General features: G+C 45.7%; 12 protein-coding genes. All 12 read right to left on the bottom strand.

Annotated elements, in window-relative coordinates; genetic code table 11:
* Nucleotides 1–4 precede the first annotated feature (4 nt).
* Nucleotides 5–3,889: a YhdP family protein gene (locus AACV12_RS16650; protein ID WP_170901017.1), complete on the bottom strand. Its 3,885-nt coding sequence runs from the start codon at nucleotides 3,887–3,889 to the stop codon at nucleotides 5–7.
* A gap of 10 nt (nucleotides 3,890–3,899) precedes the next feature.
* Nucleotides 3,900–5,369, bottom strand: coding sequence for a ribonuclease G (gene rng, locus AACV12_RS16645; RefSeq protein ID WP_017047090.1), 1,470 nt, complete (start codon nucleotides 5,367–5,369; stop codon nucleotides 3,900–3,902).
* 22 nt (nucleotides 5,370–5,391) lie between these two features.
* Nucleotides 5,392–5,958 carry a Maf family protein gene (locus AACV12_RS16640; protein ID WP_026027832.1) on the bottom strand — a complete coding sequence of 189 codons (567 nt, stop codon included), beginning with the start codon at nucleotides 5,956–5,958 and terminating at the stop codon, nucleotides 5,392–5,394.
* On the bottom strand, nucleotides 5,955–6,443 hold the full coding sequence (gene mreD, locus AACV12_RS16635) for a rod shape-determining protein MreD (RefSeq protein WP_013857872.1): 489 nt from the start codon (nucleotides 6,441–6,443) through the stop codon (nucleotides 5,955–5,957). Before mreD ends, AACV12_RS16640 begins: the two co-directional genes overlap by 4 nt.
* Entirely contained in the window at nucleotides 6,433–7,320 is an 888-nt protein-coding gene (mreC, locus tag AACV12_RS16630) for a rod shape-determining protein MreC (protein WP_170901016.1), read from the bottom strand. The genes mreD and mreC overlap by 11 nt, the downstream gene beginning before the upstream one ends.
* Before the next feature lie 51 nt (nucleotides 7,321–7,371).
* Nucleotides 7,372–8,415, bottom strand: coding sequence for a rod shape-determining protein (locus tag AACV12_RS16625; protein ID WP_013857874.1), 1,044 nt, complete (start codon nucleotides 8,413–8,415; stop codon nucleotides 7,372–7,374).
* Between the two features lie 170 nt (nucleotides 8,416–8,585).
* A complete protein-coding gene (locus AACV12_RS16620; protein ID WP_170901014.1) occupies nucleotides 8,586–12,362 on the bottom strand; it encodes a DUF6701 domain-containing protein in 3,777 nt (1,258 codons plus the stop codon).
* Entirely contained in the window at nucleotides 12,349–12,774 is a 426-nt protein-coding gene (locus tag AACV12_RS16615) for an MSHA biogenesis protein MshP (protein WP_170901086.1), read from the bottom strand. The genes AACV12_RS16620 and AACV12_RS16615 overlap by 14 nt, the downstream gene beginning before the upstream one ends.
* A complete protein-coding gene (locus tag AACV12_RS16610; protein WP_170901013.1) occupies nucleotides 12,749–13,519 on the bottom strand; it encodes a PilW family protein in 771 nt (256 codons plus the stop codon). The genes AACV12_RS16615 and AACV12_RS16610 overlap by 26 nt, the downstream gene beginning before the upstream one ends.
* A complete protein-coding gene (locus tag AACV12_RS16605) occupies nucleotides 13,519–14,076 on the bottom strand; it encodes a type IV pilus modification PilV family protein (RefSeq protein WP_170901011.1) in 558 nt (185 codons plus the stop codon). Before AACV12_RS16605 ends, AACV12_RS16610 begins: the two co-directional genes overlap by 1 nt.
* Nucleotides 14,066–14,563, bottom strand: coding sequence for a prepilin-type N-terminal cleavage/methylation domain-containing protein (locus tag AACV12_RS16600; RefSeq protein WP_170901009.1), 498 nt, complete (start codon nucleotides 14,561–14,563; stop codon nucleotides 14,066–14,068). Before AACV12_RS16600 ends, AACV12_RS16605 begins: the two co-directional genes overlap by 11 nt.
* Before the next feature lie 131 nt (nucleotides 14,564–14,694).
* Entirely contained in the window at nucleotides 14,695–15,168 is a 474-nt protein-coding gene (locus AACV12_RS16595) for a prepilin-type N-terminal cleavage/methylation domain-containing protein (RefSeq protein ID WP_017046653.1), read from the bottom strand.
* Between the last annotated feature and the right edge of the window lie 10 nt (nucleotides 15,169–15,178).

Here is a 15,178-nt window from a genome sequence, read left to right as displayed (position 1 = left end):
TTCCCTATTTTTCAGTCAATTTTCTCAACTTTTCTGGTAATTTAAACTCGCCCCTACTACGTGAAAGCTCTTTAACAACCGGTGAATTAATTGGTCCTTTAACCTCATAGTTGACTTGGGTAAAGACCTCAACCACAGGTGCAATCACGGTCGTAATAGCTAGGACATACAGCGCTGTTTGCGGTGTCACCGCAAAAGCCGTCAAGACGGGAATTCCTGATGTGATGTCTGGTACAAAATTCACCTCAGCATCAACAGTACGGCTATTGAGATCCGCTAAGCCTTTAATGGTCATTTCACCGGCAACAGCATCCATTTTGATGTTGTTGGTAACAAAAATCCCTTGCGAAATTTCACCACTGCCCGTAATTGAATTAAAGGCCATTCCTTTATCAAACACGTCACTAAAATCGAGCTGCATTTTACGGATAATGGAATCTAAACTGAATAATCCGAGTAAACGAGCGGCACCGCTGACATCAGAAACGACACCTTTACCCATAGTAGTCTCTATCTTGCCTTCTAAGCTGTCGATCTTCATTGACCAAGGCGCGCCATCCCATTCGGTTTGACTCGACATTTCAAATGGCGCTCTTTGGATACCGGAGCTGATGCCAAAGCGCTCCATCAAATCGCTATTATTGTCACCTTTCATGGTGAGATTCAGTTGAGTATGACTACGCTCATCACCTTGTGCGTCTTTATTCAACGTCCAAGCACCACTGATATTGACTTGGTTTGAACCACTACTGATATAAATCTTCTTCCATTGCAAAGTATCACCTTGCCGTTGGAAGTCCATATTCATCTTGCCCACCTTGTAACCCTGCAACCAAAGATCATCAATGGCCAAAGTTAAGTTTGGCACCAATCGATGAAACTGTCGGTCAAAATCAGTAATAAGCGGCTCAGACTGGCGATCTTGATCAACCAACAGTGATTTTTTGGAGCTGTCCTCCAGCTCAGGAATGTAAACGTGCAAGCGTTCAAGCGAGACGGACAAATCATAAGGTTCAATATAACTCGCTTGACCTTTTGCTTCTTGGCTCTCGAGCTGTGCGTACCAACCGAGATTTTTACGTCTAGCACTAAAATCAACATCGTGCCACTCAATGCCCGCTAGTAGAAGTGCTTTGACGTTGATGTCCACTCTCTCTGGTGGTGGGATCTCGGGAGTATTCATCTCCGCTAGAGCTGATTTTTTCTTCGGTTGAGGCTCATTGGCCAAACTCAACCATTCATCCAAATTAAAGGTATCGCTGCGGATCTGCGCATGGTGGCCAACCACTGGGCTGATTTTGAAATTGCCGCTCCCTACTATGAGATTGGTGGCCGTCAGGCGTGGTTTTTTCGATGTGATATCGATTTCAGCTTGGTATTTCGCTTGTGGTAATTGTAGGCGAGCGGTGATCGACTCTTGGTTACCCGATGCTTGCAAGTGAGCTTTGCCTGCCACGTTGAAGGCTTTTTTTAGCGGGTAAGGGTAATCACTTTCTACCATTTTTAAATCGGCTAAGGTGTCGATTTGATAAGTAAAACCGACATCATTGAGCTGAATATCAACGCCCATTTGCCAAGGAGCATGCCCTTTTAAACGGTTTAGCCAGCGCTCACCGACAAAAGGCGTCAGGGGTTTAATATCCCAGTCTCCCACCACATCAATATTCACCGCGTAACCTTGGCTGGCATTTTCACCTTTAAAATCAATCGCGATCGGTTGAGTCAGCAGATCAGCCGACAAACCGGCTGCCGTCACAACGTCATTATCAAATTCAATTTTGCCAGAGACACCCTCAAGCACCATTGGCGGTGCATCAATTTCCACGTGGTTATTATTTAAATTCGCCCAACCCCATGCTCGGGGTTCCTGTTCACTATCAAAAGGGATACGAAGCTGAAATTCAGATTGCACTTCGCCACTGACTTGGATCGCCGTTAACGCCGCTCCCACCGAATCCACTAAAGGCGTTGAGGTCATATAGTCGCGTACGGCATTGCCTTGGGCTGTTGCACTGGCTTCGATTTCGATGTGTCCACCTTCGGCTAGTTCAGGTATTCGCCCTGTGATCCGCTGGGCAGTGACATCCATTAAGGTCGCAGAGTGTGAATCAAGGTACATCGCATCGTTTTCAAACAGCAGATCGAGTTGCAAATTGGTGATCGGCGGCCACGCCGTATCAAAACTAAATTTCGCCTCTTTTAAACCAACCCAAGCTTGGAATACGCCATTGTTTTGTTGGTAGGGAAAATCGCCAAGTTCACCATACCAAAGCAGTTTAGCAGTGTTGGCTTTACCACCTTGAATCGCAGTAGAGAGATAGTCTGTTAACTTGCGCCCCAATGCTAAGGTGGGCAAATAACGCCAAGTTTCACCTGCATTGTATAAGTCCGCTTCCGCATAAAATGAAAGTAAAGGGCTGCGTTTTTCAGGAAAATCGAGACGAAATGATCCAAGCACTTGTAAGTCTGGCGTCGCCGCAGTCACTTTACTGGCCCACAATGACCAGCCATCGGCTTGCTTTTGCCACACAACATCAGCTTCACCTTGACGAATATTCAATGGTGCTTGGAAAACATCACCATAAGGTAACACGTCATCAATCAGCGTCACTTTGGCGCGGGCACTCTCCATGCTACCTGCAATGGAAGCTTTGAGATGGTGTACTTGTGGCAATAACTGCCATTGCGCCATGGCGCCATCACTGAGTTCGGCAGAATAACGAAGCGATTGCAGGCTATCTCCTTTGCTGAGCCGAATATCTTCTAAGGTGCCCCCCAAATCCAATTGCTGCAAAAGCTCGTTCGTTTTGCTGGAATCGGGCATCATTTTCACAAAGGGAAGCAAAGTTTTTATGTCTAACTGCGACAAGTTCAAACGCCATTGCGTCGGTTGCCATTCAAACGCGGCATCAAGTTTAGGCCACACTTCGTCATCCGTGCGCAACTGAAGTGAGTAAGCGTTAACTTGCCATCCTTGTTCAATAGGTAACAGTTTGATGATTCCCGACTCTAACAACAATTCATGCTGACGCTCTTCACCCCAAACCAGTTCAGAGGGCTTAAGTTCGACATAGCCATCTTTAGGTTGGTTATGTTCTAAGGTCAGCCAGGCATTAAAACTCACCTGTCCTTTCTTAATGCCGGTTTCGTCTTTGAGATAACGAGTCAACCACGGGTTTATTTTGATATTGTCAGCGCTAACATAGAAGCGACCTGAAATATCGCGTAGTGAACCATGATCTTCAAAGTTAGCACTCACTAACAGAGAGTTAATACTGGTATCAGCGATGCTCACCACGCCTTCAGCTTTATGTTGCTGAGCGTTATTTTTCCACCGAAGACGTTCAATATCTAACTGGCGAATCTCCCCCGCGACAGATTGATAGAAAACCGTCGAGTCGAGTAGCGCAAAATCATCCAATTGCCGCAACAGTAGGTTGTCTAAACGTTGAATGACATTGCCTTGTGTGCGGCTCTGTTGGTTATCTTCAGCCTGTAGCTCAAGCCAGTTTACCGAGCGAATATCCAATTTGAGTTGATGAATACTGAGATCCGCGACCACAGGTTGCATTTGCAGTATTGACTGAATGAGGTCAAATTCAACATCGATTTGTTGCGCAGAAAAGTGAATTTGCGATCCATCAGGTAGCTTTGCTTTTAGCCCCTTAAGTGCAATTGACGGGTGAGTATTACGCCAAAAACCAGTGACCTCACTTAATTCAAATTCAAAACCTGAATTTTGGTTGATCAACGTTTGTATTTCGCCTTGGAAACGATTCATTTGTGGCAAAAACACACGCAAGGTGGTGACAGCAACAGCCAGCACCACTAGCACGCAAACGATAAACCACAATACTATTCGCCAAAGGCGCGTAAAAGTTGAGATCACAAAAGCCCTACTACATCATCACAACGTCAAATTGTTCTTGAATATAAAGTGGCTCCGCTTGGATGCGCACTTCTTTTCCAATAAACACTTCCAACTCAGCAAGAGCATGAGACTCATCACCTTGCAAGGTTTCTGCCACCGCAGGGGATGCGTAAACCACAAATTTATCCGCATCGTAAGCGCGGTTGACACGCGTGATTTCACGTAAGATTTCGAAACAGACGGTTTCAACGGTTTTCACACTGCCGCGGCCTTCACAGGTTGGACAACTCGAACATAACACGTGTTCAATACTTTCACGGGTGCGCTTACGCGTCATCTCCACCAAGCCTAACTGCGTAAAACCATTAATATTCGTTTTGACGCGATCTTTAACCAGGGCGGCATCTAAGGAGTTGAGCACTCGCTTACGGTGCTCTTCAGACATCATATCGATAAAATCAATAATGATGATGCCCCCTAAGTTGCGCAAACGTAACTGACGGGCAATGGCTTGGGTCGCTTCAACATTGGTATTAAAAATGGTTTCTTCGAGGTTACGACGGCCAACAAACGCGCCAGTATTGATATCAATCGTGGTCATGGCTTCGGTTTGGTCGATGATAAGGTATCCACCAGACTTGAGCTCCACTTTACGCTCGAGAGAACGCTGAACCTCGTTTTCGGTGTCGTACATATCAAAAATAGGCTTGTCACCTTCATACAGTTCAAGCTTATCGGTTAACTCAGGCACAAACTCTGAGGTAAACTCTTTGAGATTCTCAAATTCAAGGCGCGAATCGACTAAGATCCGCGTCAAATCGGTGCCGACAAAATCTCGTAAAATACGCTGAGCTAAACCCAATTCGCCATACAGTGTCGAGCGTGTTTTGTATTTAACTCGACGCTCCAACACTTTCAGCCATAGCCGTTTAAGAAAGGCGGCATCTTGTGAAAGCTCTTTCTCATCAGCCCCTTCAGCGGCGGTACGAATAATGAACCCACCGTGCTCATCACAATAATGAGCCACGACTTTTTTGAGACGATCACGCTCTGATTCACTTTCAATGCGTTGTGAGACACCAACATGACTTGCGCCGGGCATAAAAACGAGATAGCGCGAAGGTAGGGTAATATCTGTCGTTAAACGGGCGCCTTTAGTGCCTAATGGATCTTTGACCACTTGCACCACGATATCTTGGCCTTGACGAACTAGCTCTGAAATATCACGAACTTGAAACTGCTGTTTTTCGTTCTCAGCCACACATTCAGTATGAGGAACAATGTCAGAAGCGTGAAGAAAAGCGGCCTTGTCTAAACCAATATCGACAAAGGCGGCCTGCATTCCTGGAAGAACTCGGCTGACTTTTCCTTTGTAAATATTGCCCACAATGCCGCGTTTCGCTTCTCGCTCAATGTGGACCTCTTGAAGAACTCCGCCTTCAATCATCGCCACTCGAGTTTCACTCGGGGTGACGTTTAGTAGCAACTCTGCACTCATGAGTACACCTCAATGTTTTTAATTATATAAATTCGTGCAAGAGCTGGTCAGTTTCGAATAATGGTAATCCTACAACAGCGTAATAGCTGCCTTCGATCTTCGTTACAAATCGTCCACCCAATCCTTGAATGCCATAACTGCCAGCCTTATCGCAAGGTTCACCCGATTGCCAATATTGTTCTATTTCTTCATCTGACAAAGGTTTAAACCATACATCCGTCGTTACCACGACGGATTTAGAATGATCATGTGTTGCTACGGTTACGGCCGTCATCACTTGATGTTTTGTACCAGATAAGCTGCGTAACATCTGTTGTGCTTGAGCAAAATCAGCAGGTTTTTCAAGTACTGTTTCACCTTGCACGACTATGGTATCAGACCCAATAACTATCGAAGCAGGGTTAGATAAAGCAACACCAGCCAGTGCTTTATCACGTGACAAACGTTCAACATACACTGCTGGGGCTTCATGCTCATTACGGCACTCTTCAACGTTGGGTACCACAATATCAAACTGATAACCCAGTTGAGTCAGTAACTCTCGTCTTCTTGGCGAGCCAGAAGCTAATACAATTTTTTTATTCATCATCTAAGGTGCCAGTGGCGTCGCACACGACGAAGCAGTAGGAACATCCAAGGCCATAATATGCAATTGATCATACCAACCCATAGCGAGAGCGGGTTAAATGTCACATCTTGAATTAAATATTCGCCGCAGAAGATCAGCACTTCAAGCAACATAGATAACACGCCAATGATTACGGCTTGTTGCCATAACGCCATATTACGCAGCACTAAGAAGTTAATCGCCACTAAGTAGACAACAATGGCCATCATCATGCCACGAATGCCCAATGTTGAACCAAGCAGCAGATCCCATAACAAACCAAGGATCAAAGCCGACCCTACGTTGACTCGATGCGGCAACGCTAAAACCCAATAGCATGTCACCAGCAGTAACCACGATGGGCGCAGTAGATCCAGCTCACCCGGCCAAGGGATAGTTTGTAAAACCAGAGCAAAGAGAAATGATGCACCAATCACCAATTTACTTTTCACGACACTACTGGCCATCGGTTGCTCCCTCTAACATTTTCTCTGGCGTAACTTGCAATACTTTCTGCTGCCTATCTTCGTTAGGCCAGATCAACAGCAAATAGCGTAGACGATCAAAATCCACCACGGGATCGGCGGTGATCGACGCAAATTCACGCTGGGTATCTTTGTCGACCACCGAAACGTGTGCGACAGGATAACCTTCAGGATATACGCCCCCTAAACCTGATGTGACGAGCAAATCGCCCACTTCAATATCGGTGCTGGTGGGAATGTGTTCCAATTGAATACGATCCACCTGGCCATTCCCTGAAGCAATCACTCGAATATCATTACGAATAATTTGCACTGGAATCGCACTATTGGTGTCAGTCAGCAACAACACCCGGCTGTTATGCGCCGCCACAAAAGTCACTTGGCCAACAATACCTTTATCGTTGATAACGGGTTGCCCTTCGTAAACGCCATCCGTTCGCCCTTTATCAATCACAACTTGGTGACGATAAGGTGAGGTATCGACCGCCATCACCTCAGTGACAACCTTCTTTTCATCACGAACAAAAGAAGATCCAAGCAATTTACGTAACCGTTGGTTCTCTTCGCGGTATTGATCAAACAAGATCAAATCACTTTTCAAGGTGATCGCTTCTCGTTTTAAACGTTGATTCGATTCAATCAGTTTTTGATGAGTGGCGAATCGCTCATACAGATCATCAAACATGCTGCGCGGTAAATCCGCCATGTATTGAATGGGAGCCACTAAGCTATTAAGAAAAAAACGAACGTTGGAAAAAGCACCTAAACGACTATCAGCCAGCATAAGACTGGCTGATAAAATCACGGCAAAAAAGAGACGTAGCTGAAGAGATGGTCCTCGACCAAATATTGGCTTCATTCTATAAAAATCCTAGATGTCATGATGAGAGCTTTACGGCTCCCAAAGCCATTATTCTTCGCTAAATAGGTCGCCACCGTGCATATCGATCATTTCCAACGCTTTACCGCCACCAAGGGCAACACAGGTTAGAGGATTATCGGCAACCACGACTGGTATTCCCGTTTCTTCGGTCAAGAGGCGGTCGATATCTTTGAGCAGCGCTCCACCACCGGTTAATACCATACCATTTTCTGAGATATCAGAAGCAAGCTCTGGCGGGCACTGTTCAAGCGCAACCATCACCGCAGAAACAATACCGGAAAGCGGTTCTTGCAGTGCTTCTAAGATTTCATTGGAGTTGAGAGTAAAGCTACGAGGGACCCCTTCAGCAAGGTTACGACCACGAACTTCAATCTCCATCACTTCATCGCCGGGGTAAGCCGAGCCAATTTCATGTTTGATTTTCTCTGCGGTCGCTTCACCGATTAAGCTGCCGTAGTTACGACGCACATAATTGATGATCGCTTCATCAAAACGGTCACCGCCGATACGCACAGAGGAAGAGTAAACCACACCGTTCAAGGAAATAACGGCAACTTCAGTCGTACCACCACCGATATCGACCACCATTGAACCCGTTGGTTCAGAAACACGCAGACCAGCACCGATGGCCGCCGCCATAGGCTCATCAATCAAATACACTTCACGCGCGCCAGCACCGAGTGCTGATTCACGAATCGCACGGCGTTCAACTTGGGTGGAGCCGCAAGGCACACACACCAGAACGCGAGGGCTTGGTTTGAGTACACTGTTGTCATGCACCTGCTTGATGAAGTGTTGCAACATTTTTTCGGTCACGTAGAAATCCGCAATCACGCCGTCTTTCATAGGACGAATTGCAGAAATATTCCCCGGCGTACGACCAAGCATCTGCTTAGCGGCATGACCGACAGCAGCAACGCTTTTTCCACCACGACCTTTATCTTGGCGAATAGCAACAACGGAAGGCTCGTCGAGGACAATACCTTGTCCTTTAACGTATATAAGAGTATTGGCGGTACCTAAATCGATCGATAGATCGTTGGAAAACATGCCACGCAGTTTTTTGAACATATTCTTCGCTCGTCCTGCAAGAATTAGAAGATAGAAAATTGCACTAAATGTACCAATGCCTTGCGATCACAGCAAGGCGTTGACGCATAAACATGGACTGAAACACGCAATTTCTAACAGATTCCTAACTTAGGTAGAAAAATCTTCATGAATTTGTGTGAATTATCCGGTTAATTTTTTTCACGCCACCAGATTACCCGATCGCTGCCTCGGTACAATCCAAACTGTACTCGGCCTGAGATACTGTCTTCAAAGCTATCATTAGCATCAGCATCAACACGTAACCAAGGTAACAAAGTTGAAAGATTGTAGCTGTTCACGACAACACCAGTATTCGCCGAACCTGGCGGAGTATAATCCACACTGCTCTCTCCAGAACTTAAATCACCAGCCAATGTCACTTTTACTTCTGGCGGTATCGGTGTGCCATTTTTCAGCACAGTAAAATCAGAGGAATTGAAAACAAAATCATCAATTGTGGGGAGACTGGTACAACTGTCAGCTTTATTTAAAACAAAGCTATTTGAGGTGAAGTATTCACTGGTAATCGCTTGACTTAAGCCACTCGTTTCTGGGCCATAAGTGTCGTGGATCACCAGTTTTCCCCAGCGCTGATTCTGACTCTCTGAAGATGGAAAATCATAGCCAATACACCCCGAACCAGCGCTGGTTTGATAACACACACCGTCTAAATCTTTCGTATCATCAATTGAGAGGTGTAAAATCACTCCCTCAGCGATAGGCTCTACCGGAGCGTAAGGCTTGTCATAGCGAATTTGAGCATTTTCAAGCCGAGCAATAAAGTTACTTGCATCAATCACCACACTTCCCGACCAAGCAAATCCCTCTTGCGGATTTAATAATCCCGGTGTTTCAGTATCAGTAATATTAAAACCTGAACTTTGCGCTGAAAAATTTCGATAGAGCCAAGGATTACTGTATCGCCACCAGCTACCAATCTTATAATTCTCCGTCTCACCTTCGCCATTAGTACCCAATTCATCGTAAAATCGCCCTGCTACCGCAACTTCAGGTAACCGATCAAATTTCATTGCCTGCCCCAAATAAGTGAAAGTGCTACATGCTTGAGAAAAACTAGGAGTATTACCCTCTAGGTGTAAATAATAGGGAGTAAAACGGCCTGTAGACCCAGTTGAGGCGACCGAGATCGGCAAATTAGCCGCAGTTAAATCTAAGCCAAGATAGGATGTGGGCGGGGCTAATAAAAAATCAAACACACCAACTTCAGTCACACTCTGTTGAACGGTTGTAACCTCTCCCAGCTCATGATCGTAATTCAGTGTACCAATAGAACCAGCAGAACCACCAGCTGGCTCTCTCAGTACATGATCCAGAGTTATTGATTGCTGTTGGTAATTAGTTAAACCCAAATTATTGGTAAAATCATTATCTTCATTGGGCTCAGCCGCAACTGCTTTAATATTGAGATCAAAAACCTCTCCAGCTCTGGCAAATACAGTACAACTGGTATCCGCACTTAAGCATTGCCCATCAGGTGGAGTGGCGTCAAATCGCTTATCCGTTCTTAACACCAACGCACGAGGAACTCGGGTAAAAGTCGTTTGACCTGTTAGTTGCAAATCCTGCTCATCACCACTCCCCGTTAAACGAGCATTCAAAGCAAGGCTACCAGCCTCACGATAGGATACGTTAATGCTCGCCTCACCATTTTGGTTGAAATTGAGCACCACTGGCATCGCAGTATTGGATGACTGCCCTACCGCCACACTATTCACACCAACCGATAAAGCTCTAAAACCTTGCCCCCCATTAGGGCTCAAGTAATCACTCCAAAAGGAAACGGGTTTTTGTACATTTTTAAAACTAGGCAAACACAGTTGTGAAGCGTTATCTTTTCGTACCGCTTTAATGGTCCCAGTTACCGATTGATTGGCATAGGAATTAGGCACATCCAAAATGAAGCCACTATCAACGAAATTAAGTGTACAATTTTGGGCAGAATACCCCCCACTACCATATCGACAAAGATTGGTCGAAAAAGGTTTCGCACTAGGTACTGAGCTCTGAACCCCCACAGTTACATTCCCTGCACTATTTTTACGAAGCTTCAGATTAGCAATACCATTCGTCATATTAACTTGGGAGCCACCTTGCCATCCACCGCCAGCAGAAGGCAATGAATTTGGTAGTAAAGTCGCGGTGATCGGCTGTTGGTAAAGCTCACTACAACTGCTATTTGCACAAGCTTGTATTTGTACATCAGCGGCGTTGCAAGTTAGCCCATCTGACGATGGTAAAGTAAAACGAAAATGATCAACCTGCTCCCCCACGTCACGAGACTTCAAGGCACAAACCTTAAAGTTTTCAATCTCATGGTTATTAACAGAAGCCCCTGTTGAGCCTGCAAGGGAAAGTAAGAACTCTTCAGGTGTCGCACCTTGATTAGGATTCGATAGCACATTAAACCAATCGATAACTGTCTGCATATTGCCATTCACCAGACGATCCACACGAACATAAACCGCGTTATTATTTCGTGAATCGATGGTGATGAAATAGCGATGCCCGGGACCTGGCCCTGGAAAAGAACAGTTACCGCCCCACCATTGACAAGTACGACGTACATCCAGCTTGGGGTTCAAATTAGCGGCAGTTCCCACTAGATAGCGATAACTTGCGGCTTCAGAGCCTCGAATGGCAACGGCTTGGCGACGAAAACCAGGCCCTCCGACTCTTCCCTCTGTTGGGTTGGAATAATTTCCCCATTCATCCAAACCAACCCCAAGCCAACCTCCAGCAAAACCCGGCTTAATTGGATTGGAACTTGTGGTGGGTGCATACCCTAAAGAGCCGCCAAAACCACCCGTTCTAGGGATAATCTCGGCATCCGAAAAAATAATCGACACCCCATCAGCACCATCACCGGTTAAATTCGCCCACGCATAGTAATCAAACTCAACAGTAACTAAGTTGCCAGCCGCTGGGAAAATTCGTTGATAAGTCACTGCGGTTGCTTGGTTATTCTGATCCTCAGTTAAGCGTAAGCGATTACTGATCAAACTCGGCGTAAAGCTACCAGTACTAGTATAAGGGATCCAATTCTGACCAAGCGAGGAGCGGTTAAAATCATCCTCAAAACAAGCATAGCCTTGCTGCTCATTTTGATTGATCTGAGTATTCCCCTCCATCATTAATCGGCGGCTTGTCGTACGGCCATTGATTGTGGCAGAGTTATTCAGAGCTAGAGTGTTACCTATGTAAACATAACCATTAACTTGTGTATTACCATTCAGAGAAAGATTATTAAATCCAACGATCGTTAAATTCCCCGCACCAGAAATATTGATATCTGAACTATTCCAGCTAGAACTATTTTTTATAAATAGCCGAACATCGCCTTCTACTTCAACAATTGCATTGGAGTTTAACTGTAATGTTTCAATCCAATAGTCACCCGACGACAACACAAGAGTTGCGCTTGAGCCCATATCTAAAGACTTTATTTTATATTCAGACAACCCTGAAAATTGAAGCGTGCAGCTATCGTATAGTTGTAGTTTTCCTATATTTGATTGGTTCAATACAATGCTTTGTCCACTATAACACCAGTTGATTTGGTTATTATTATTACTGGAATTTTTGAATGCATTCCCACCGCTTAAACTTAAGGAAGCCACACCTCCCCCTGTAACTTGGCAAAACTGATCATCACAACGAGCATTTTGGCGTTCAGAAATATTGTTGATGGAACAAAATGCCAGTGGGTCACCCGCTGTTCCCGTAATCTGTGAGTATCCGTATTGGATAAGTTGAGGATTTGGAGAGCTTGCACAACTGCCCTGACCTTGGGCAACGTGAGGAAAATAGATAGAATTATCAATCTGCTGGAAAGCCATTACACTTGTTGCAGAGATAGATAGTATTGTGCTGAGCAGTATGCTAATCAGCCATTTATAGTGAATCACTTTTCACCCCCACTTCGATGACTCGCTGCAACATCCAATCACCAGACTGACAACGCCCGGTTGACGTCAGTTGATGAACAGTACGGCCATCATCCATTGTACCCACCAAATTACATTTAACCTTTGCGCTACATTGCGCTAATCCTTCACCTTCAAACGTGAGTGATTGTACAGAATTAGTATGGCAACTCCCGCTAGGTGGCGTTTGATAAAAACGACTCAGTTCAACGTTGATCGCCGATCGCGCGGCCATTTCGGCCCTTGTCCCTAACACCATCGAAACCAATTGCTGGCTATTGCGCTGTTGATTACGGTTAGCGACCGATGCAACAAAGCCGACCACCACAATGATAAAGATGACCAAGACTAAGCCGCTGCCTTGCTGTTTACGGCGTGTTGTAGATAAGCGCATCATGGTCAAACTTTACCTCCTCGCCGCGGTCGGAAAATGTCAGTTCAATTTTCACTAAGCCGTTGCGTTGTAGCTCTGGCTGTGTGACGTGAAAATTAGCTTGGCTAATGTTTTCAGCCATCAATACTGGAGTGCCAAGCTGCTCAGGGCTGAGCGCACTGCGATTAAGCGTGTAATCCGCGTAACGATAAATACGACTGTTCTGATAACAAAAAGCCACTGGCGTGCGATAAAAATAGACTCGTTTAGCTGGCGATTGAATTACAAACCCAGTCGGTTGTGTCAAGGCTACATCGACCATGCTTGTGTTGTTGGGTGATGTAAAATCCACATCTGCGTTTACTTGCGCTGTTTGTCCGCTTGCACTTGGCGTTTGGCGTAGCGAAGCGGCGTTGGTTGGAAACACGACCAGACGATCGCCATTGAGTACCTTTTTGTCGATCGGTAACAACCGTACCGCAGCCGAAGGCGATTGCACGGTTGGCAGCTCGCTGTAGATCGCGCTGTCAGTGATCGGTAAAAACTCAATGCAACCATTTTCTACCATCACGCTGTTTGGTACCGCTTCACGCAGTTCTCGGCTCAGCCGCTCAGTAACAAAGCGCCCTTGTTGGATCAAAGCTTCGCGGGCGGTGGTATCAACATAAATACCCATACTTTGGCGGATCACAGAGCCTAAAAATAGCCCGACTACCGACAACAGAATAATCGCAATCACCATTTCAATCAGGGTAAAACCACGCATCAGAAATTGCCCTTAATCGCTGCAAACGGGTAGCGATTGCCCTTCGGGTCAATGATCACCACAGATACCCGTTTATAGTGAGTCAGTTGGTTAGCGTTCACTCCGCTTAGTTGCCCGCCACTGTCCTGTTCATAAAATATTTGAATCTCAACGTTATAACGTTGGTAATCAGCACTGATATCAATGCCTAATACATCTTTAACCGATCCCGTTAGGCCATGGAAATCATCCACATCGTTGTACAAAGTATTATTGGTTTCACTAGATTCGGGACCAAGTTGCGCAATGGACGTACACATTGTTCGTCCTGATGCTGTCACTAATACACACTCAGGCACTCCACCATTAGGGCCGGAGTTTTGGTCAAAGGCTCGGCCCATTACTTCATCCATAACCGCGCGGCCTAACTCGGCGGCTTTTACTGCTAGCACCTGTTCAGCGCTTTGTTGCGAGCGAGGATAAAGCGCGGCCGTGATGCCTGTCATGGCTATTGCTGTCACTGTGATAACGATGATCATCTCAATGAGAGTAAACCCGCGCGGCGCGTTAACACGCATAAATGTACCCCTCGCTATTGATGCACACTTGGCGAGATTCACCCGATTGCAGATTATTTAAGGTAACAGTGCAGTTTGCCGTTAAGCACTGCGCGGCGCGACCTAAACTATCAAAATCTAAAAAATGGCTACCATCGTTATTGGTTAACGTCAGGGTGATACCGTTCGCCGCCGCGTCAACAAAACTGCTGTCTGCCGGCGTACTTGGTAGTGAAGTGGTGCAAGCACCAGCAGAAACGGAAGGAGATACTTGCTGCGCTTGATTATTGCTGACCAACCAGCGATTACAGAGGTCGGTGCGCTGCATGGCGCGGTTTTGGGTCAAACGCAGTGAGGCCAACACTTCGCTTTGTGTAGTCACGCTTGAAAAGGAGGAGATGCCGGTATAACGGCTTGCGGCGTACACAGCCACAATGCCCAGCAGCACAATCACCACGACCAGTTCGATCAACGTAAAACCAAGCCGTGCTGCTAAATGTTGCTGCATTTTATACCTCTAGCGAAAAAACAAGTGCTTAAAGTATATAAGAAATTTCCGTAGTGGGCTTAAGTTTTACTGACTTTTGTGGGTGAGAAATAACTAGCAGTAAAGGCCAGCAATGCTGGCCTTTACTCTATCTATGGATTTGTACAGTCAGCATTACCAACAGAAACTACTGCTGGAGTATTAGCATCGTTAGCCTGCGTATATTTAACACACTGACTTGTATAATTTGGAATCCCAAATGTAGCTTCTGCTGGAGCTGCACCAGACACAACCTTAATAAAGCGAAAATCAGCATTAGTTCCTATACCAGTTACAATTGCAGATATATCTGCGTCAGTCGCTAAAGGATAGCCGAAAGCAGTATTAATTGTCTGTCCACTTAACGTAACAGATGCACTAGACAGTGCTTCCTCACCTTCAATTGCAGATTTACCATAAACAATTCCTGCCGCACCTTGAATTGAACCAGATAATCCTTCCAGCGTTGCATTACGCGCGTCGTCCTGCAAATTCAAAAAACGTGGTGCGGCGGTGACGGCGAGAATGCCGAGAATGACAATCACAACCACAAGTTCGATTAGGGTGAAACCGTTTTGTCTTTTCATAGTTACTTTC

This window comes from Vibrio sp. 2-2(8) (assembly GCF_963888495.1).
Classification (GTDB): Bacteria; Pseudomonadota; Gammaproteobacteria; order Enterobacterales; family Vibrionaceae; genus Vibrio; species Vibrio anguillarum.
Note: the sequence above shows the minus strand (reverse complement) of the source record. Positions and strands in the feature narration are given on the sequence as shown.

What these genes read in the sequence shown, in the direction of transcription:
- rng (WP_017047090.1), bottom strand. Translation starts at nt 5,369, where the DNA reads ATGAGTGCAGAGTTGCTACTAAACGTCACCCCGAGTGAAACTCGAGTG.
- AACV12_RS16640 (WP_026027832.1), bottom strand. Translation starts at nt 5,958, where the DNA reads ATGATGAATAAAAAAATTGTATTAGCTTCTGGCTCGCCAAGAAGACGA.
- mreD (WP_013857872.1), bottom strand. Translation starts at nt 6,443, where the DNA reads ATGGCCAGTAGTGTCGTGAAAAGTAAATTGGTGATTGGTGCATCATTT.
- mreC (WP_170901016.1), bottom strand. Translation starts at nt 7,320, where the DNA reads ATGAAGCCAATATTTGGTCGAGGACCATCTCTTCAGCTACGTCTCTTT.
- AACV12_RS16625 (WP_013857874.1), bottom strand. Translation starts at nt 8,415, where the DNA reads ATGTTCAAAAAACTGCGTGGCATGTTTTCCAACGATCTATCGATCGAT.
- AACV12_RS16615 (WP_170901086.1), bottom strand. Translation starts at nt 12,774, where the DNA reads ATGCGCTTATCTACAACACGCCGTAAACAGCAAGGCAGCGGCTTAGTC.
- AACV12_RS16610 (WP_170901013.1), bottom strand. Translation starts at nt 13,519, where the DNA reads ATGCGTGGTTTTACCCTGATTGAAATGGTGATTGCGATTATTCTGTTG.
- AACV12_RS16605 (WP_170901011.1), bottom strand. Translation starts at nt 14,076, where the DNA reads ATGCGTGTTAACGCGCCGCGCGGGTTTACTCTCATTGAGATGATCATC.
- AACV12_RS16600 (WP_170901009.1), bottom strand. Translation starts at nt 14,563, where the DNA reads ATGCAGCAACATTTAGCAGCACGGCTTGGTTTTACGTTGATCGAACTG.
- AACV12_RS16595 (WP_017046653.1), bottom strand. Translation starts at nt 15,168, where the DNA reads ATGAAAAGACAAAACGGTTTCACCCTAATCGAACTTGTGGTTGTGATT.